Source organism: Aeromicrobium halocynthiae, from assembly GCF_039531385.1.
GTDB lineage: Bacteria > Actinomycetota > Actinomycetes > Propionibacteriales > Nocardioidaceae > Aeromicrobium > Aeromicrobium halocynthiae.
In genome coordinates this window covers 297,480-315,847 of record NZ_BAAAPY010000001.1, presented here as the reverse complement: position 1 = coordinate 315,847, position 18,368 = coordinate 297,480, and the positions used below count along the sequence as shown (strand labels likewise).

Sequence of the window (18,368 nt, the reverse complement as noted above, 5' to 3'; positions counted from 1 at the left end):
CGTCATCGTCAGGCGTACTAGATTGCCGTCATGGAGATTCGTCTCGACGACTTTCCGGACGGGGTGGTGATCGCCGGCCCGGACGGGCGCGTCACCTTCGTCAACGAGCGCGTCGAGCAGATGGCCCGTGCCGAGCCGGGCGAGATGATCGGCATGCACCTGCAGGACGCCATCCCCTTCGACGACCTCAACGGCAACAGCTGGTTCGACTCCGTCCGTCCCTACGACGGCATCGCCATCCGCAAGCGCATCTCCGAGCAGTCCTGGTGGTCGCCCCGCGGCAGCGAGTACCTCATCACCGCCAAGCTCGTGCGCGACCGACCTGCCGGACCGGTCGCCTCGGTCGTCGTCAGCGTCCGCAACGCCCGCGTGCGCAACCAGCGTGACCGCGAACGCTCCGACCTCGTCGCCACCGTCGCCCACGAGCTGCGTTCCCCGCTCACCGGCATCAAGGGGTTCACCTCGACGTTGCTGAGCAAGTGGGAGCGCTTCTCCGACGAGCAGCGGCACTTCATGCTCGAGACCGTCGACGCCGACGCCGACCGCCTCACCCGCCTGATCACCGAGCTCCTCGACGCCGCGCGCATCGACGCCGGTCGGCTCACGCTGCGCCGTGGGCCGGTCCAGCTCGACGAGCTCGCCCGCTCGGTGCTCCTCAGCGTCTCCATGGGCGCCGGCGGGGCCGAGACGCAGGGACCGGTCGTCCGCGGGGAGATCCCGGTCGTCTGGGGCGACGCGGACCGTCTGGTCCAGGTCGTCACGAACCTCGTGGAGAACGCCGTCCGCCACGGACACGGGCTGCGCGAGCTCGTGGTCCGGCCGGTCGGACCGGAGGAGGCGCCGCCATGCGGGCTCCAGGACGCCGGCGTCGTCGTGGAGGTCCACGACGAGGGCCCGGGCATCCCCGAGGAGATGCGGCAACGGGTCTTCAGCCGGTTCTGGAGGGCCGGTCCTGGAGCCGGCAGCGGGCTGGGCATGTACATCGTGCAGGGCATCATCGCCTCGCACGGCGGTCAGGTGGAGATCGACGACGACCCCCGCGGAGGCGCCGACATCCGCATCTGGCTGCCGGTCAACGAGCCCGACGCCCTGACCGACTGAACCGAGGTCAGCGCCCGGAGGACCCGTCACTAGGATGGGCAGGTCCGTGACCACCCCCGACGACAGGACCGCATGTCCGCGCCGAACTCCGACTTCGACCCCGTCGAGGTGACCGCCCTGCGCGCCGACGAGCTCGAGCGCGTGCGCGACGAGGCCATCGCGGCCATCGCGGCCGCCGACTCGCTCGCCGCGTTGAAGCAGGCGCGCATCGACCACGTCGGCGACCGGTCGCCGCTGGCCCTCGCCAACCGGGAGATCGGTGCGCTCCCCCCGCAGGCGCGCAAGGACGCGGGGCAGCGCGTCGGTCAGGCCAAGGGTGCGGTGACGCAGGCGCTCGCCGCGCGGACCGCCGAGCTCGAGCTGCTCGAGGAGCAGCGGCGGCTCGTCGAGGAGACCGTCGACGTCACCCTGCCCACCGACGCCGACCCCGTCGGGGCACGACATCCCATCACCACCATCCAGGAGCACGTCGCGGACATCTTCGTCGCGATGGGCTGGGAGATCGCCGAGGGTCCGGAGGTCGAGGCCGAGTGGCTCAACTTCGACGCGCTCAACCTCGGTCCGGACCATCCCGCCCGCACGATGCAGGACACCTTCTGGGTCACGCCGGAGCGCGCAGCGCTGGTGCTGCGCACGCACACGTCACCGGTGCAGGCGCGCACGATGCTGACGCGGACGCCGCCCATCTACATCGCCTGCCCCGGACGGGTCTTCCGCACCGACGAGCCGGACGCCACCCACGCACCGGTCTTCCACCAGGTGGAGGGGCTCGCCATCGACGAGGGCCTGTCCATGGCCCACCTCAAGGGCACGCTCGACCACCTGGCGGCAGCCATCTACGGACCGGAGATCACGACCCGCTTCCGGCCGTCGTACTTCCCGTTCACCGAGCCCAGCGCCGAGGTCGACCTGCTCTGCTACGTGTGCCAGGGAGCAGCCGACGCCGTGGCCGACTGCGGCACGTGCCGCGGCGAGGGCTGGATCGAGTGGGGTGGGTGCGGGGTGGTGAACCCACGGGTCCTCGTCGCGTGCGGCGTCGACCCCGAGCGCCACTCCGGGTTCGCCTTCGGCATGGGTCTGGACCGCACCATCACCAGCCGCTACGACATCGCCGACCTACGCGACCTGTGGGACGGGGACATCCGCTTCACGGCTCCGTTCGGGGTCGGCCTGTGACCGCCCGCCGCCCCGAGGAGGCACGCTCGTGAAGGTTCCTGTCTCCTGGCTGCGCGAGGTCGCCGGCCTGCCTGACGACATCTCCACCGAGGCTCTCGCCGCACGTCTGACCGAGTTCGACCTCAAGCTCGAGGAGATCATCGGCAGCGGCATCACCGGGCCCCTGGTCGTCGGCCGGGTCCTCGAGCTCGTCGGCGAGCCGCAGAAGAACGGCAAGACCATCAACTGGTGCCGTGTCGACGTCGGTCCGCACAACGATCCCTCCGTGCCGGACGCGCCCGGTGAGGACCGGCCGTCACGCGGCATCGTCTGCGGTGCGCACAACTTCGGTGTGGGCGACCTCGTGGTCGTCTCCCTGCCCGGCACCCACCTGCCGGCGCTCGGGTTCGAGATCGGGTCACGCAAGACCTACGGTCACGTCTCCGACGGCATGATCTGCTCCACCCGCGAGCTCGGACTGCCGGACGACGACACCTCGGCCGACGGCATCCTGGTCCTGGACCCCGACAGCGCGCAGCCGGGCGACGACGCCATCGCCCTGCTGGGTCTCGACGAGGAGGTCCTCGACCTCGAGGTGAACCCCGATCGCGCCTACGCGCTCTCGCTGCGCGGCGTCGGGCGCGACGCCGCCCTGGCGTACGGGCTGTCGTTCGCCGACCCCGCCGACGTCGCAGACGCCCCCGACGGCCCTGCGTACCCCGTGCGCGTCGAGGACCCGCAGGCGTGCCCGGTGTTCACCGCGCGCGTGGTCACGGGCATCGACCCCACGCGTCCCAGCCCGGCGTGGATGGTCCGCCGGCTCCAGCAGGGCGGGATGCGCTCGATCTCGTTGGCCGTCGACGTCAGCAACTACGTCATGCTCGAGCTCGGCCAGCCCACCCACGCCTACGACCGTGCCAAGCTCAGCGGCGACGTCGTGGTGCGTCGCGCGAACGAGGGGGAGCGTCTCGTCACGCTCGACGACGTCGAGCGCGCCCTCGATCCGGCCGACCTGCTCATCTGTGACGACTCCGGGCCGATCGGCCTGGCCGGCGTCATGGGTGGCGCGAGCACCGAGATCGACTCCTCCACCACCGACGTCGTCATCGAGGCCGCCCACTTCGACCCGCCCACGATCTTCCGTTCCGGACGTCGGCACCGGTTGACGTCGGAGGCCGGCAAGCGCAACGAGCGCGGCGTCGACCCTGCCCTGCCCGCCGCCGCCTCCCGTCGCGTGGCGGACCTGCTCGCCGAGCACGGGGGAGGTGTGATCGAACCGGGGCTGACGGTCGTCGGCGAGGTGCCCCGCCGTCGTCCGGTGACGATCCCCGCGTCGCTGCCCGCTCGCGTGACGGGGGTGGACATCTCGCCGGAGACGGCGGCCGCGGCGCTGGAGGGCAACGGTTGCGCCGTCGAGACCGACGGCTTCACCATCACGGCCACCGCGCCGACCTGGCGATTCGACCTCGCCGACCCCTACGACCTCGTCGAGGAGGCCCTGCGTGTCGTGGGGTACGACCAGGTGCCGTCGGTGCTGCCGACCGCCCCGGGCGGTCGCGGGCTCACTCGCTCGCAGCAGCTGCACCGGCGTGTCGGGCACGTCCTGGCCGGTCTGGGGCTGACGGAGGTCAAGACCTTCCCCTTCGCCGGGCCGGGTGACCTCGACCGGCTCGGCATCGCCTCCGACGACGAGCGCCGTCGCCAGGTCCTGCTCGAGAACCCGCTCTCGGCCGAGGAGCCGGGCCTGACCACGACCCTCCTCGTCGGCATCCTCCGGGCGCTGTCACTCAACGTCGGTCGCGGCCACGAGGACGTCGCGATCAGCGAGATCGGTCGGGTGTTCCTTCCCCGTCCCGATGCTCCCGACGCACCGATCTACGGGGTCGACCGTCGTCCGAGCGTCGAGGAGCTCGCGGCTCTCGACGCCGCCCTGCCGGCCCAGCCCTTCACGGTCGCCTGGGCGCTCACGGGTGATCGCCGCCGACGGTCGTGGGACGGCCCCGGTCGTCCCGCCACGTGGGCCGACGCGGTCGCCATCGGGCGTCGCGTCGCCGAGGCCCTGCACGTCCGGCTGGAGGTGAGGCGGGCCGAGCTCGCTCCCTTCCATCCCGGGCGGTGTGCCGCGTTCGTGCTCGACGGTCGGGTGGTCGGGCACGCCGGCGAGCTGCACCCGAACGTCTGCACGGCCCACGCCGTCCCGGAGCGCAGCGTCGCGGGCGAGATCGACCTCGACGCCCTCGTCGCCGCGTCACCACCGGTCGGGCCGCGGCCGGACTTCTCCTCCTTCCCGGTCGCGAAGGAGGATCTCGCCCTCGTCGTCGACCGTTCGGTACCGGCGGAGCAGGTGCGGGCAGCGCTCGCGGGAGCGGATCCGCTCGTCGAGTCGGTCCGGCTCTTCGACGTCTACGAGGGCGACCAGGTGCCCGAGGGCAAGCGGTCGCTGGCGTTCTCGTTGCGGTTGAGGGCTGCCGACCGCACGCTCACCGAGGCGGAGATCGGCCAGGCTCGGTCGGCGCTCGTCGCGGCGGCGGAGTCGGTGGGGGCGACGCTGCGCGGCTGACACCGGTCAGGAGAGGTCGGCGACCATGCGGACCTCGGTCAGCAACCGGCCGCGGAACTCCTCCTCGCGCACCACGCCGTCCTCGACGTAGCCGGCGGCGCGGTAGACCGACCGGGCGCGCAGATTCCGCTCGTGGGTGAACAGGAAGACCCGCTCGGCGCCGGCCTCGCGCAGCGCGGCGTGGGACGTCGAGAGCAGGGTCCGCCCGATCCCGAGCCCGGCCGCGTCCGGGTGGACGAAGAGCAGGTAGAGCTCGCCGAGGGCGGGATCCTCCGGTGATGGTGCCTTGGTGGCGGTGTAGCCGACGACGTCGTCCGCCGCCTGTGCGACGTGGATCGAGTCAGGACGCGTCGTGCCGGCGAGGAACTCGTCCCAGTGCTCGGGTGGGAACATCGGCACGAGATCCTCGATGCCCTCCAGATACGTCCATCCGTGCAGGACCGCGGCGTCGAAGACGGCACCGATCGGCTGAGCATCCGCGGCATCGGCGGGCCGGATCATGACGTCGGGCGACGCTGTCATGCTCCTCAGGCTAGACGACTCGGGAACCCCGCCTGCACGATCTTGCAGACGTGTGCAAGAATGTGCGTCATGTCCAAGGTCCTCACGTCCCTGCCCGCCGGCGAGCGCGTCGGCATCGCCTTCTCCGGAGGTCTCGACACGTCGGTCGCGGTCGCCTGGATGCGCGAGAAGGGTGCCGTCCCCTGCACGTACACGGCCGACATCGGCCAGTACGACGAGCCGGACATCTCCGGCGTCCCCGGCCGGGCGATGCAGTACGGCGCCGAGCTGGCCCGCTCGGTCGACTGCAAGGGCCCGCTCGTCGACGAGGGTCTCGCCGCCCTCGCGTGCGGCGCCTTCCACATCCGCTCCGCGGGACGTGCGTACTTCAACACCACGCCGCTGGGCCGGGCGGTCACCGGCACGCTCCTCGTGCGCGCCATGCACGAGGACGGCGTCAACATCTGGGGCGACGGCTCCACCTTCAAGGGCAACGACATCGAGCGGTTCTACCGCTACGGACTGCTCGCCAACCCCGAGCTGCGCATCTACAAGCCCTGGCTCGATGCCGACTTCGTCGCCGAGCTCGGCGGCCGCACCGAGATGAGCCAGTGGCTCACCGAGCGCGACCTGCCGTACCGCGACAGCCAGGAGAAGGCGTACTCCACCGACGCGAACATCTGGGGCGCGACCCACGAGGCGAAGACCCTCGAGCACCTCGACGTCTCCCTCGAGACGGTCGAGCCGATCATGGGGGTCAAGTTCTGGGACCCGGCGGTGGACATCGCCACCGAGGACGTGACCGTCTCCTTCGAGGCCGGCCGACCCGTGGCCATCGACGGCAGGCGCCTCGACCCGGTCGACCTCGTGCACGAGGCCAACACCATCGGCGGGCGGCACGGGCTCGGGATGTCCGACCAGATCGAGAACCGGATCATCGAGGCCAAGAGCCGCGGCATCTACGAGGCACCGGGCATGGCCCTGCTGTGGATCGCCTACGAACGTCTCGTGAACGCCATCCACAACGAGGACACCATCGCGAACTACCACCAGCACGGTCGTCGGCTCGGGCGACTCATGTACGAGGGCCGCTGGCTGGACCCTCAGGCGATGATGCTGCGAGAGTCCATCGAGCGCTGGATCGCCTCCCTCGTGACCGGCGACGTCACCCTGCGGCTGCGGCGCGGTGAGGACTACACCGTCCTCGACACCCAGGGGCAGAACTTCTCCTACCACCCGGAGAAGCTGTCGATGGAGCGCACCGACAACGCCGTGTTCGGTCCGACCGACCGGATCGGCCAGCTCACGATGCGCAACCTCGACATCGCCGACTCCCGCGACAAGCTCGAGCTCTACGCAGGACAGCCGCTCGACCAGGGAACCGTCCTCGTCGAGAACGGCACCCTGTTCGGCGAGCTGCCGGCCGGCGGCGCCATGCGGATCGAGGCCAACCAGGCCTCGGAGACGAACGGTGACGAGCTCACCGAGCAGGCCCTCGACGCCGCCGCCATGGAGTTCGGCACCGACTGAGCGGCTCGCGCCCGGCTCGGCGCCGTGCGCGGACCCTCCCGATCCTGACAGGGTGGAGCGATGACGACCTACACAGCAGCGGTGGCAGGAGCCAGCGGGTACGCCGGCGGTGAGGTGCTGCGCATCCTCAGCGCCCACCCCGACGTCGAGGTCGGCGCGGTCACGGCCGCCTCGAGCGCCGGCGCCCGCCTCGGTGAGCACCAGCCGCACCTCGTCGACCTGGCCGACCGGGTGATCGAGCCGACCACGGCCGAGACGCTGTCGGGCCACGACGTGGTCTTCCTGGGCCTGCCGCACGGAGAGTCCGGACGGATCGCCGCGGAGCTCGGCGACGACGTGCTCGTCATCGACTGCGGTGCCGACCACCGTCTCGACGACGCCGCGGACTGGGAACGCTTCTACGGCAGCGACCACGCCGGCACGTGGCCGTACGGCCTGCCCGAGCTCATGACCGACGGGGGAGCGGGCCGCCAGCGTGACGCGCTCACCGACGTTCGGCGCATCGCCGTCCCCGGGTGCAACGTCACCGCCGTGACCCTGGGTCTGCAGCCGGCCGTCTCCGCGGGCCTCGTGGCACCGACGGACGTCGTCGCGGTCCTCGCCAACGGCTACTCCGGGGCGGGCAAGGCGCCGAAGCCGCACCTGCTCGCCTCCGAGGGACTCGGGGCCGCGTCGCCGTACGCCGTCGGGGGCAGCCACCGCCACCTCCCCGAGATCGCCCAGAACCTCCGCAAGGCCGGCGCCGCCGAGGTCACGCTGTCCTTCACCCCGACGCTGGTGCCGATGGCGCGGGGCATCCTCGCGACGGTGACCGCTCGGCTGGAGCCGGGGGTGACGCCACAGGGCGTCCGATCCGCGTACGCCGAGGCGTACGACGACGAGACCTTCGTGCACCTCCTGCCCGAGGGGCAGTGGCCCACGACGGCAGCGACGGTCGGCGCCAACGCCGCCCACGTGCAGGTCACGGTGGACGACGCCGTGGGCCGCGTCGTCGCGTGCGTCGCCATCGACAACCTCGTCAAGGGCACTGCCGGCGGTGCCGTCCAGTCCATGAACATCGCCCTCGGACTGCCGGAGTCCACAGGCCTGAGCACCACGGGAGTGGCGCCCTGATGAGCATCACCGCACCTCGAGGCTTCCGGGCCGCCGGCGTCGCTGCCGGACTCAAGTCCTCCGGTGACACGGACGTCGCCGTCGTCGTCAACGACGGACCGTCGGCCGCGGCTGCTGCCGTCTTCACGAGCAACCGCTGCAAGGCCAACCCCGTGCTGTGGAGCGAGCAGGCGATCAAGGGCGGCGCCGCCCGGGTCGTCGTCCTGAACTCCGGCGGCGCCAACTGCTACACGGGAGCGGCAGGCTTCCAGCTGACCCATGCCACGGCCGAGCTTGCCGCCGAGCTCCTCGACGTCGCACCGGTCGAGGTGCAGGTGTGCTCCACCGGGCTCATCGGCCTGCTCAACGACCGCGAGGACCTCCTCGGCGGCGTCAGGGCGGCCGTCGGCGCGCTCGACGCCGACGGTGGCGACGCCGCGGCGCGCGCCATCATGACGACCGACTCGGTCCCCAAGACCGCCACCGCCGGCGGCGAGGGATGGACCATCGGCGGCATGGCCAAGGGTGCGGGCATGCTGGCTCCGGCGCTCGCGACGATGCTCGTCGTCGTCACCACCGACGCCGACCTCCCGGCGGACACCCTCGATCGCGCACTGCGCGAGGCCACGCGCACCTCCTTCGACCGGCTGGACTCCGACGGGTGCCAGTCCACGAACGACACCGTCCTGCTGATGGCCAGCGGTGCGAGCGGCGTCGCTCCCGACGTCGAGGAGTTCACGCGGGCGCTGAGCGCGGTGTGCCGCGACCTCGCCCTGCAGCTGCTGGCCGACGCCGAGGGTGCCGAGCACGAGATCGCGATCGAGGTCCGGGGCGCTGCCGACGAGGACGACGCGGTCGCCGTCGCCCGGTCGGTGGCGCGCAGCAACCTGTTCAAGACGGCGATCTTCGGCAAGGACCCGAACTGGGGGCGCATCCTCGCCTCGGTCGGCACCACCGACGCCGTCTTCGACCCCGCCGACCTCGACGTCGCGGTGAACGGAGTCTGGGTCTGCCGCGACAGCGGCCCCGGGGAGCCGGCCACCGACGTGTCACTGGAGGAGCGCGACGTCAGCGTCACGATCGACCTCAAGTCCGGCGAGCACGCCGCGACGGTGTGGACCAACGACCTCACCCACACCTACGTGCACGAGAACTCGGCGTACTCGACATGAGCGACAAGGACGTCCCGACCATGACAGACCACAGCGACCAGGGGGACATCGCGCAGGGCCACACGCGCGAGCAGTGGGAACGGCACCAGCAGAAGGCCGCCACGCTCGCGGAGGCGCTGCCGTGGCTCAAGCGCTACCACGGCAAGGTCGTGGTCGTGAAGTACGGCGGGAACGCCATGACCGACGACGCGCTCAAGCAGGCGTTCGCCGAGGACATCGTCTTCCTTCGGATGGCCGGCTTCCGTCCGGTCGTCGTCCACGGCGGCGGGCCGCAGATCAGCGCGATGCTCGAACGACTCGGGATCGAGTCGGAGTTCCGCGGTGGCCTGCGCGTCACCACCGAGGAGTCGGTCGAGGTCGTCCGCATGGTCCTGACCGGGCAGGTGGGCCGCGAGCTCGTCGGCCTGCTGAACCGTCACGGTGCGCTCGCCGTCGGGCTCTCCGGCGAGGACGCCGGCCTGTTCACCGCGACCACCACCCGACCGGTCATCGACGGTGAGGAGACCGACATCGGTCTGGTCGGCGAGGTGTCCCACGTGCGCCCCGAGGCGGTGCGCGACATCATCGACGCCGGCCGCATCCCGGTCGTCTCGACCATCGCGCCCGACCAGGACGGCCAGGTCCACAACGTCAACGCCGACACCGCGGCCTCGGCGCTCGCCGTCGCCCTCGGCGCGGAGAAGCTGCTCGTGCTGACCGACGTCGAGGGTCTCTACCGCGACTGGCCGAGCAGCACCGACGTCATCGGGGAGATCTCTCCCGACGCGTTGCGGGACCTGCTGCCCGGCTTGGCCTCGGGGATGATCCCGAAGATGCGTGCCTGCCTGGAGGCCGTCGAGGGCGGCGTCCCGGGTGCGACGGTCGTCGACGGTCGCGAGCCGCACGCCGTGCTGCTGGAGATCTTCACCGACGAGGGCGTCGGGACGCAGGTGCTGCCCGGCGTCGAGACGAAGGTCCGCACGGCGCTGTACTCGACCAGCGCCCCCAAGGAGAAGCCATGAGCGCGCGGCCGGTCTCCGGCGCCGAGTGGACGGACCGCTACCAGGGTGCGGTCATGAACACCTTCGGCACCCCCGCACGCGTCCTGGTGAAGGGCGACGGCTGCTGGGTGTGGGACGTCGACGGCAACCGCTACCTCGACCTGCTCGGCGGCATCGCCGTGAACGCCCTCGGCCACGCGCACCCGGCGATCGTCGAGGCCGTGACGATGCAGCTGGGCACCCTCGGGCACGTCTCGAACTTCTTCGCCACCGAGCCGCAGGTGCGGCTCGCCGAACGACTGCTGGACCTGTTGGGCGACCGCGGTGGTGACACCGGGAGCCGTGTCTTCTTCGTCAGCACCGGGACCGAGGCGAACGAGGCAGCCATCAAGGCCACGCGCCGCACCGGACGCACGACGATCGTCGCTGCGGAGGGGTCCTTCCACGGTCGGACGATGGGCGCGCTGTCGCTGACGTCCAAGCAGGCCTACCGGGAGCCGTTCGAGCCACTGCCCGGGGACGTCCGGTGGGTGCCCTACGGCGACGTCGAGGCGCTTCGTGCCGCGGTCGACGAGACGGTCGCCGCCGTCGTGCTCGAGCCGATCCAGGGCGAGGCAGGGGTCGTCGACCCGCCGGAGGGCTACCTCCGGGCCGCTCGTGAGATCACCACCGCCGCCGGCGCCCTGCTCTGGCTCGACGAGGTCCAGACCGGGATCGGGCGCACGGGTCACTGGTTCGCGCACGAGGTCGAGGGGGTCACCCCCGACCTCGTGACGCTCGCCAAGGGACTCGGGGGAGGCATCCCCATCGGTGCCTGCATCGGCCTGGGTGCAGCCGGTGAGCTGCTCGGGCCCGGACAGCACGGCACGACGTTCGGTGGCAATCCGGTGGCCACCGCGGCGGCGCTCGCCGTGATCGACACCATCCAGCACGACGGCCTGCTCGCCCACGTGAGCGCCGTCGGCGACGTCCTCGCCGAGGGTCTCGCCGATCACCCCGCGGTGGCCGGGATCACCGGCCGTGGACTGATGCGAGGGGTCGTGCTCACCGAGCCGGTCGCGGCCCAGGTCGTCGCCGCCGGGTACGACGCCGGACTCGTGCTCAACGCGCCCACGCCGGAGCGGCTCCGGCTCGTCCCCCCGCTGGTGCTGGGGGTCGAGGACGCGCGTCGCGCGGTGCGGACCCTGCGCAGCCTGCTCGACGAGACCGCCGAGGGGTCGGCGACATGAGGCACCTCCTGCGCGACGACGACCTCTCGCCGGAGGAGCAGGCCGCGGTGCTGCGGCTCGCGCTCGAGGTCAAGGCCGAGCCGCACGCCCGTCAGCCACTGGCCGGACCGCGCACGGTCGCGGTCCTCTTCGACAAGTCCTCGACGCGGACCCGGGTCTCCTTCTCCGTCGGCATCGCCGACCTCGGTGGCAGCGCCCTGATCCTGGACTCCGCCGGCACCCAGGTGGGGCGCGGGGAGCCGATCCCCGACACGGCCCGCGTCCTGGGTCGCATGGTGAGTGCCATCGTGTGGCGCACCCACGCGCAGTCAGGCCTCGAGCAGATGGCCGAGCACTCGGGCGTCCCCGTGGTCAACGCGCTCAGCGAGGAGGCGCACCCGTGCCAGCTCCTCGCGGACTGGCTGACACTGCTAGAGCACTTCGGATCGCTGGCCGGTCTGACGGTGGCCTACGTCGGAGACGGCGCCAACAACATGGCGCACTCCTACCTGCTCGGTGGAGCGACCGCGGGGATGCACGTCCGCGTCGGCGCCCCCGAGGGGTTCGCCCCCTGGGACTCGATCGTTGCCGACGCCGAGCGCATCGCAGCGACCACCGGCGGTTCCGTCGCCGTGCTCACCGACCCCGTCGAGACGGTGCGCGGCGCGGACGTCGTCATCACCGACACCTGGATCTCCATGGGTCACGAGCAGGAGCGCGAGCAGCGTCTGACGACGTTCCAGCCGTACTCCGTCACCAGCGACCTCGTCGCCCACGCCCACGCCGACGCCGTGGTCCTGCACTGCCTGCCGGCCTACCGGGGCCTGGAGATCGCCGCGGACGTCATCGACGGACCGCGCAGCCTCGTCTGGGACGAGGCGGAGAACCGCTTGCACGCCCAGAAGGCGCTGCTGGTGTGGCTGCTCGAGCGCTCAGGGGCCACGACCAGTCCGCTCGGCACCGGGGGAGTGCGGTCGTGACGATCCCGGACACCAAGGCCGCCCGACGCCAGCTCATCGTCGACCTGCTCGGACGGGAGACGGTCCGCTCCCAGGGCGAGCTCGCGGGACTCCTCGAGGAGCACGGGGTGCGGGCGACGGCCTCGACGATCTCGCGGGACCTCGTCCACCTCGACGCGGTCCGGGTCCGACACCCCGACGGGACGCTCGTGTACGCGGTGCCTGCCGAGGGCGGCGACCGCACCCCACGGGCGGCCGAGGACAGCGCGGCCGCCCACCAACGGCTCGTGCGGCTGGCGCGCGAGCTGGTCGTCTCGGCCGACGCGTCCGCGAACCTCGTCGTCCTGCGCACCCCGCCCGGCGCGGCGCAGTACCTGGCGTCGGCGATCGACCACACCTCCCAGCCCGACCTGCTCGGCACGATCGCCGGTGACGACACCGTCCTGCTCATGTGCCGCACCCCCGACGGCGGTCCCGATGTCGCCCGACGCTTCACCTCCCTCGCCGCGCTGCCCGACTGAGCCCGCACGGACCCGACCCACCACCCGCACGAGACCCACTCCTCGAAGGAGAGCGATGAACGAGCCCGCCGACGCCCCCGCGACCGAGAGCCGCCTGTGGGGCGGCCGCTTCGCCGGCGGACCCTCGCCCGAGCTCGAGGAGCTGTCCCGGTCGACGCACTTCGACTGGCGGCTCGCGCCGTACGACCTGCGCGGCTCCCGAGCGCACGCGCGCGTCCTCCACGCGGCCGGGCTGCTCGAGGACGACGCCCTCAGCGCGATGCTCGAGGGCATCGACGCGCTCGAGGCCGACGTCGCGTCCGGCGCGTTCCGTGCCGAGCCCGGCGACGAGGACGTCCACTCCGCCCTGGAGCGCGGACTGGTCGAGCGGCTGGGCCCCGAGCTCGGGGGTCGCCTGCGCGCGGGTCGTTCGCGCAACGACCAGGTCGCGACCCTCTTCCGCCTCTACCTGCGCGACCACGCGCGGCAGGTGCACCAGCTGGTCACCGAGCTCGTCCAGGCTCTCGCGAGCCAGGCCGAGGACCATCTCGGCGTGGCGATGCCCGGGAGGACGCACCTGCAGCACGCGCAACCGGTCCTGCTCTCGCACCACCTGATGGCCCACGCATGGCCTCTCGTACGCGACCTCGAGCGGCTGGAGGAGTGGGACGCGCGGGTGGCCAAGGACTCGCCCTACGGTTCGGGTGCGCTCGCCGGCTCCTCGCTCAAGCTCGACCCGCAGGCCGTCGCACGCGACCTCGGCTTCGAGGACTCGTCGGCCAACTCGATCGACGGCACGTCGGCCCGTGACTTCGTCTCCGAGCTCGCCTTCGTGCTCGCACAGGTCGGCATCGACGTCTCGCGCCTCGCCGAGGAGATCATCCTGTGGAACACCAAGGAGTTCGGCTTCATCACGTTGCACGACGCGTACTCGACGGGTTCGAGCATCATGCCGCAGAAGAAGAATCCCGACATCGCCGAGCTCGCGCGGGGCAAGGCAGGACGGCTCGTCGGCAACCTCACGGGCCTGCTCGCGACGCTGAAGGCGCTCCCGCTCGCCTACAACCGCGACCTGCAGGAGGACAAGGAACCGGTCTTCGACTCCATCGACACCCTGGAGGTGCTGCTGCCGGCGTTCACCGGGATGGTGGCGACCCTGCGGTTCGACACCGCACGGTTGCAGGAGCTCGCCCCCCAGGGCTTCGCCCTGGCTACGGACGTCGCGGAGTGGCTGGTGCGACAGGGCGTGCCGTTCCGGGAGGCGCACGAGCTCTCGGGCGCGTGCGTCCGCGTCTGCGAGGAACGCGGGATCGAGCTCTGGGACCTCGAGGACGCCGACTTCGACGCCATCTCGCCCCACTTCGCCGCCGCGGACGGCTCGGTGCGTGACGTGCTGTCGCTGCGCGGCTCGATCTCCTCGCGCGACGGTCGCGGCGGCACCGCGCAGAACCGTGTCACCGAGCAGCTCGCCGAGCTGCGCGGTCGGCTCGGCTGAACATGTCCGACGTCCTCGAGCGGGCGCGGGGACTGCTCGGGCGCGTCCTGCACGCGCACGGAACGTCGATCGTCATCACCGAGGTCGAGGCCTACGGCGGGACGCAGGACCCGGCCTCGCACGCGTACACGCGGACGCCGCGCTCGGAGATCATGTACGGCCCGCCGTGGCGGCTGTACGTCTACCGGTCCTACGGGATCCACCACTGCGCGAACGTCGTGACCGGCCCCACGGAGCAGGCCGCCGCGGTCCTGCTGAGGGCCGGACGGGTCGTCGCCGGCCTCGACGTGGCTCGGGACCGTCGCCCGGGGGTGCCCGACCACCGGCTGGCGAGCGGGCCCGGCAACCTGGCGAGGGCCGCCGGCATCGACCTCGACGACCTCGGCACGGACCTCCTCGGCGACGGTCCGGTTCGCCTCGGCGACCGCGAGGCGCCGGGGTCCGTCAGTGCCGGACCGCGGGTCGGGGTCACCCGCGAGGCGGACCGGCCCTGGCGCTTCTGGATCACCGGCGACCTCACCGTCTCGGCGTACCGGCGTTCGCCTCGCGCACCGTCGTCCTAGGATCGAGGCGACCGACGACCCGTCCGGGAGGACCCATCGTGACCCACGTGCTCGACGACCTGCAGGCGCGCGGCCTCATCGCGCACTCGACCGACCTCGGCGCGCTGCGCGAGGAGATGGACGCGGGTCCGATCACCTACTACGTGGGCTTCGACCCGACGGCGCCGAGCCTGCACATCGGCAACCTCCTGCAGCTGCTCACGGCCCGACGGCTCCAGGACGCCGGCCACCGGCCACTGATCCTCGTCGGCGGCTCGACGGGCTTGATCGGCGACCCGAAGGAGACGGGCGAGCGCGTCATGAACGCCCCGGAGACCGTCGCCGAGTGGGTCCAGCGGATCCGCGCCCAGGTCTCGCGGTTCGTCGACCTCGAGGGTCCCTACGCCGCGACCCTCGTCAACAACCTCGACTGGACACAAGGCCTGAGCACGATCGACTTCCTGCGCGACATCGGCAAGCACTTCCCCGTGAACCGGATGCTGGCGCGCGACGTCGTCAGCAGCCGGCTCGAGTCCGGCATCAGCTACACCGAGTTCAGCTACGTCCTCCTGCAGTCGATGGACTACCTGGAGCTGCATCGTCGCCACGGCTGCGTGCTGCAGACCGGGGGCAGCGACCAGTGGGGGAACATCACCGCCGGCGTGGAGCTCGTCCGTCGCGCCGACGGTGCCAGGGTGCACGCCCTCGCGACGCCGCTGGTCACGAAGGCCGACGGCACCAAGTTCGGCAAGACCGAGTCGGGGACCGTGTGGTTGGACCCGCAGCTCACCAGCCCGTACGCCTTCCACCAGTCGTGGATCCAGGCCGAGGACGCCAAGGTGGGGGAGTACCTGCGGCAGTTCACCTTCGTGCCCGTCGAGGAGATCGACGCGTTGATGGCCGAGCACAGGGAGCGTCCTGGCGCCCGCGCCGCCCAGCGCCGGTTGGCCTCGGAGATGACCGCGCTCGTGCACGGTGCGGCCGAGACCGCTGCGGCGGAGGCCGCGGCAGGGGCGCTGTTCGGACGGGGGGAGCTGAGCGACCTGCCCCCATCGACCCTGGCCGCCGCACTCCGGGAGGCCGGCGCCGTGCGGCTGCCGCGCAGCGAGACGCCGACGGTGGTGGACGCCTTCGTGGCCAGCGGGCTGGTCGCCTCGCGATCAGAGGCCCGCAGAGCCATCGGTGACGGCGGTGCCTACGTGAACAACGCACGTGTCAGCGACGTCGACGCCCTCGTGACCGACCTGCCCGCCCTGCACGGTTCCTGGCTCGTCCTGCGCCGCGGAAAGCGCGCCGTTGCAGGCCTCGAGCTGCTCTGAACCGAGATGTGGCTGGCGTCACACGGAATGGATTTGACCTTCCTGGACATGCCCCCGTAATGTTCTTCTTGTTGCACCGCACGGCGGGGCGCAAGGCCAGAAGGCCGGGTGCCCGGGCGGGACAGCCACTCCAACCGAAACGGTTAATGCCAGAGCTCGAGCCCATGGTTCGATGCACGGAGACTAGCCGCTGACAACGGGGAGTGACGCGGGATCGGACCCGGTTTGACTGGGCCGAAACACACCGTGTACGTTGGACGAGTTGCCCTGAGGTGGCCGCCGGAAGGTAGGCGCCGAGGTGTGCGTCTGATCCTTGAGAACTCAACAGTGTGCCAAAAGTCGACGAGATAATCAGTTATACCCCCGTCGATGAACAGGAGCTTCGGTTCCTGACCTCATCGCGAGGGCAATTCCGACAAATTGACTGTCAGCAGTCAGATTGTCAGGAATCAAACAGATGTTGACCTTGGTCTTCGGACCAGGGGAATTTTTCAACGGAGAGTTTGATCCTGGCTCAGGACGAACGCTGGCGGCGTGCTTAACACATGCAAGTCGAGCGGTAAGGCTCCTTCGGGAGTACACGAGCGGCGAACGGGTGAGTAACACGTGAGCAACCTGCCCTTCTCATCGGAATAAGCGTTGGAAACGACGTCTAATGCCGAATACGACCTCAGGAGGCATCTTCAGAGGTGGAAAGCTCCGGCGGAGAAGGATGGGCTCGCGGCCTATCAGCTTGTTGGTGGGGTAACGGCCCACCAAGGCGACGACGGGTAGCCGGCCTGAGAGGGTGACCGGCCACACTGGGACTGAGACACGGCCCAGACTCCTACGGGAGGCAGCAGTGGGGAATATTGGACAATGGGCGAAAGCCTGATCCAGCAACGCCGCGTGAGGGATGACGGCCTTCGGGTTGTAAACCTCTTTCAGCACCGACGAAGCGAAAGTGACGGTAGGTGCAGAAGAAGGACCGGCCAACTACGTGCCAGCAGCCGCGGTAATACGTAGGGTCCGAGCGTTGTCCGGAATTATTGGGCGTAAAGGGCTCGTAGGCGGTTTGTCGCGTCGGGAGTGAAAACTCAGGGCTCAACCCTGAGCGTGCTTCCGATACGGGCAGACTAGAGGTATGCAGGGGAGAACGGAATTCCTGGTGTAGCGGTGGAATGCGCAGATATCAGGAGGAACACCGGTGGCGAAGGCGGTTCTCTGGGCATTACCTGACGCTGAGGAGCGAAAGCATGGGGAGCGAACAGGATTAGATACCCTGGTAGTCCATGCCGTAAACGTTGGGCGCTAGGTGTGGGGACCTTCCACGGTCTCCGTGCCGCAGCTAACGCATTAAGCGCCCCGCCTGGGGAGTACGGCCGCAAGGCTAAAACTCAAAGGAATTGACGGGGGCCCGCACAAGCGGCGGAGCATGCTGATTAATTCGATGCAACGCGAAGAACCTTACCTGGGTTTGACATATACCGGAAAGCTGCAGAGATGTAGCCCCCCTTGTGGTCGGTATACAGGTGGTGCATGGCTGTCGTCAGCTCGTGTCGTGAGATGTTGGGTTAAGTCCCGCAACGAGCGCAACCCTCGTCCTATGTTGCCAGCACGTAAAGGTGGGGACTCATAGGAGACTGCCGGGGTCAACTCGGAGGAAGGTGGGGATGACGTCAAGTCTTCATGCCCCTTATGTCCAGGGCTTCAAGCATGCTACAATGGCCGGTACAAAGGGCTGCGAAACCGCGAGGTGGAGCGAATCCCAAAAAGCCGGTCTCAGTTCGGATTGGGGTCTGCAACTCGACCCCATGAAGTCGGAGTCGCTAGTAATCGCAGATCAGCAACGCTGCGGTGAATACGTTCCCGGGCCTTGTACACACCGCCCGTCACGTCATGAAAGTCGGCAACACCCGAAGCCGGTGGCCCAACCCTTGTGGAGGGAGCCGTCGAAGGTGGGGCTGGCGATTGGGACGAAGTCGTAACAAGGTAGCCGTACCGGAAGGTGCGGCTGGATCACCTCCTTTCTAAGGAGCATCTGGCGAGACCAACGGATCTCGTCCAGGCGTGATGTTCGTAGGCAGACGTCCTGCGCATCACAGCTCACTAGTGGACGTCGACTATTTGGCTCATCGATGACCGACTGTTGTCAGTACGCCCTTCGGGGAAGGAACCTCAACACGACGCTCGATGAGTCAGGCACACTGTTGGGTCCTGAGGGATCAGGCTTCGGCTTGACTCTCTGGGCCGCACCGGCTGCGAACCGCTCGAG

14 protein-coding genes and 1 rRNA gene are annotated in these 18,368 nt (G+C 70.2%); 14 read left to right on the top strand and 1 reads right to left on the bottom strand.

The window, feature by feature from the left end:
- Positions 1–30 precede the first annotated feature (30 nt).
- The 3 genes from ABD213_RS01490 (at position 31) to pheT (ending at position 4,816) form a co-directional block, all read left to right on the top strand.
- Positions 31–1,101, top strand: coding sequence for a sensor histidine kinase (locus tag ABD213_RS01490; RefSeq protein ID WP_344323448.1), 1,071 nt, complete (start codon positions 31–33; stop codon positions 1,099–1,101).
- A 72-nt stretch (positions 1,102–1,173) separates the two neighbouring features.
- Entirely contained in the window at positions 1,174–2,277 is a 1,104-nt protein-coding gene (gene pheS, locus ABD213_RS01485) for a phenylalanine--tRNA ligase subunit alpha (protein WP_344323446.1), read from the top strand.
- 28 nt (positions 2,278–2,305) lie between these two features.
- Positions 2,306–4,816 carry a phenylalanine--tRNA ligase subunit beta gene (gene pheT / locus ABD213_RS01480; RefSeq protein WP_344323443.1) on the top strand — a complete coding sequence of 837 codons (2,511 nt, stop codon included), beginning with the start codon at positions 2,306–2,308 and terminating at the stop codon, positions 4,814–4,816.
- A 6-nt stretch (positions 4,817–4,822) separates the two neighbouring features.
- Here the strand turns inward: pheT and ABD213_RS01475 are convergent, their stop codons facing one another.
- Entirely contained in the window at positions 4,823–5,338 is a 516-nt protein-coding gene (locus ABD213_RS01475) for a GNAT family N-acetyltransferase (protein ID WP_344323441.1), read from the bottom strand.
- A gap of 69 nt (positions 5,339–5,407) precedes the next feature.
- Here ABD213_RS01475 and argG point away from each other — a divergent pair, with 69 nt between their 5' ends.
- The 11 genes from argG to ABD213_RS01420 all read left to right on the top strand — a co-directional run bounded on the left by argG (position 5,408) and on the right by ABD213_RS01420 (position 18,123).
- Entirely contained in the window at positions 5,408–6,847 is a 1,440-nt protein-coding gene (gene argG, locus ABD213_RS01470; RefSeq protein ID WP_344323439.1) for an argininosuccinate synthase, read from the top strand.
- A 60-nt stretch (positions 6,848–6,907) separates the two neighbouring features.
- On the top strand, positions 6,908–7,960 hold the full coding sequence (gene argC / locus ABD213_RS01465; protein WP_344323437.1) for an N-acetyl-gamma-glutamyl-phosphate reductase: 1,053 nt from the start codon (positions 6,908–6,910) through the stop codon (positions 7,958–7,960).
- Positions 7,960–9,111, top strand: coding sequence for a bifunctional glutamate N-acetyltransferase/amino-acid acetyltransferase ArgJ (gene argJ, locus ABD213_RS01460; protein WP_344323435.1), 1,152 nt, complete (start codon positions 7,960–7,962; stop codon positions 9,109–9,111). Before argC ends, argJ begins: the two co-directional genes overlap by 1 nt.
- A complete protein-coding gene (gene argB / locus ABD213_RS01455) occupies positions 9,108–10,112 on the top strand; it encodes an acetylglutamate kinase (RefSeq protein WP_344323432.1) in 1,005 nt (334 codons plus the stop codon). Before argJ ends, argB begins: the two co-directional genes overlap by 4 nt.
- On the top strand, positions 10,109–11,320 hold the full coding sequence (locus ABD213_RS01450; protein ID WP_344323430.1) for an acetylornithine transaminase: 1,212 nt from the start codon (positions 10,109–10,111) through the stop codon (positions 11,318–11,320). The genes argB and ABD213_RS01450 overlap by 4 nt, the downstream gene beginning before the upstream one ends.
- Positions 11,317–12,279 (top strand): ornithine carbamoyltransferase, encoded by a 963-nt coding sequence (argF, locus tag ABD213_RS01445; RefSeq protein WP_344323428.1) that lies wholly within the window; start codon positions 11,317–11,319, stop codon positions 12,277–12,279. The genes ABD213_RS01450 and argF overlap by 4 nt, the downstream gene beginning before the upstream one ends.
- Positions 12,276–12,779, top strand: coding sequence for an arginine repressor (locus tag ABD213_RS01440; RefSeq protein WP_344323426.1), 504 nt, complete (start codon positions 12,276–12,278; stop codon positions 12,777–12,779). Before argF ends, ABD213_RS01440 begins: the two co-directional genes overlap by 4 nt.
- 55 nt (positions 12,780–12,834) lie before the next feature.
- Positions 12,835–14,253: an argininosuccinate lyase gene (argH, locus tag ABD213_RS01435; protein ID WP_344323424.1), complete on the top strand. Its 1,419-nt coding sequence runs from the start codon at positions 12,835–12,837 to the stop codon at positions 14,251–14,253.
- A 2-nt stretch (positions 14,254–14,255) separates the two neighbouring features.
- Positions 14,256–14,816, top strand: a complete 561-nt coding sequence (locus ABD213_RS01430) for a DNA-3-methyladenine glycosylase (RefSeq protein WP_344323421.1) — start codon at positions 14,256–14,258, stop codon at positions 14,814–14,816.
- A gap of 38 nt (positions 14,817–14,854) precedes the next feature.
- Positions 14,855–16,114 (top strand): tyrosine--tRNA ligase, encoded by a 1,260-nt coding sequence (tyrS, locus tag ABD213_RS01425; protein ID WP_344323419.1) that lies wholly within the window; start codon positions 14,855–14,857, stop codon positions 16,112–16,114.
- A gap of 491 nt (positions 16,115–16,605) precedes the next feature.
- Positions 16,606–18,123: ribosomal RNA gene (locus ABD213_RS01420) — 16S ribosomal RNA — on the top strand.
- The last annotated feature ends 245 nt before the right edge of the window (positions 18,124–18,368 follow it).

Excerpts from the sequence above, each read along its gene's own strand:
- ABD213_RS01490 (WP_344323448.1), top strand. The coding sequence starts at position 31 with ATGGAGATTCGTCTCGACGACTTTCCGGACGGGGTGGTGATCGCCGGC.
- pheS (WP_344323446.1), top strand. The coding sequence starts at position 1,174 with ATGTCCGCGCCGAACTCCGACTTCGACCCCGTCGAGGTGACCGCCCTG.
- ABD213_RS01475 (WP_344323441.1), bottom strand. The coding sequence starts at position 5,338 with ATGACAGCGTCGCCCGACGTCATGATCCGGCCCGCCGATGCCGCGGAT.
- argG (WP_344323439.1), top strand. The coding sequence starts at position 5,408 with ATGTCCAAGGTCCTCACGTCCCTGCCCGCCGGCGAGCGCGTCGGCATC.
- argC (WP_344323437.1), top strand. The coding sequence starts at position 6,908 with ATGACGACCTACACAGCAGCGGTGGCAGGAGCCAGCGGGTACGCCGGC.
- argJ (WP_344323435.1), top strand. The coding sequence starts at position 7,960 with ATGAGCATCACCGCACCTCGAGGCTTCCGGGCCGCCGGCGTCGCTGCC.
- argB (WP_344323432.1), top strand. The coding sequence starts at position 9,108 with ATGAGCGACAAGGACGTCCCGACCATGACAGACCACAGCGACCAGGGG.
- ABD213_RS01450 (WP_344323430.1), top strand. The coding sequence starts at position 10,109 with ATGAGCGCGCGGCCGGTCTCCGGCGCCGAGTGGACGGACCGCTACCAG.
- argF (WP_344323428.1), top strand. The coding sequence starts at position 11,317 with ATGAGGCACCTCCTGCGCGACGACGACCTCTCGCCGGAGGAGCAGGCC.
- argH (WP_344323424.1), top strand. The coding sequence starts at position 12,835 with ATGAACGAGCCCGCCGACGCCCCCGCGACCGAGAGCCGCCTGTGGGGC.
- ABD213_RS01430 (WP_344323421.1), top strand. The coding sequence starts at position 14,256 with ATGTCCGACGTCCTCGAGCGGGCGCGGGGACTGCTCGGGCGCGTCCTG.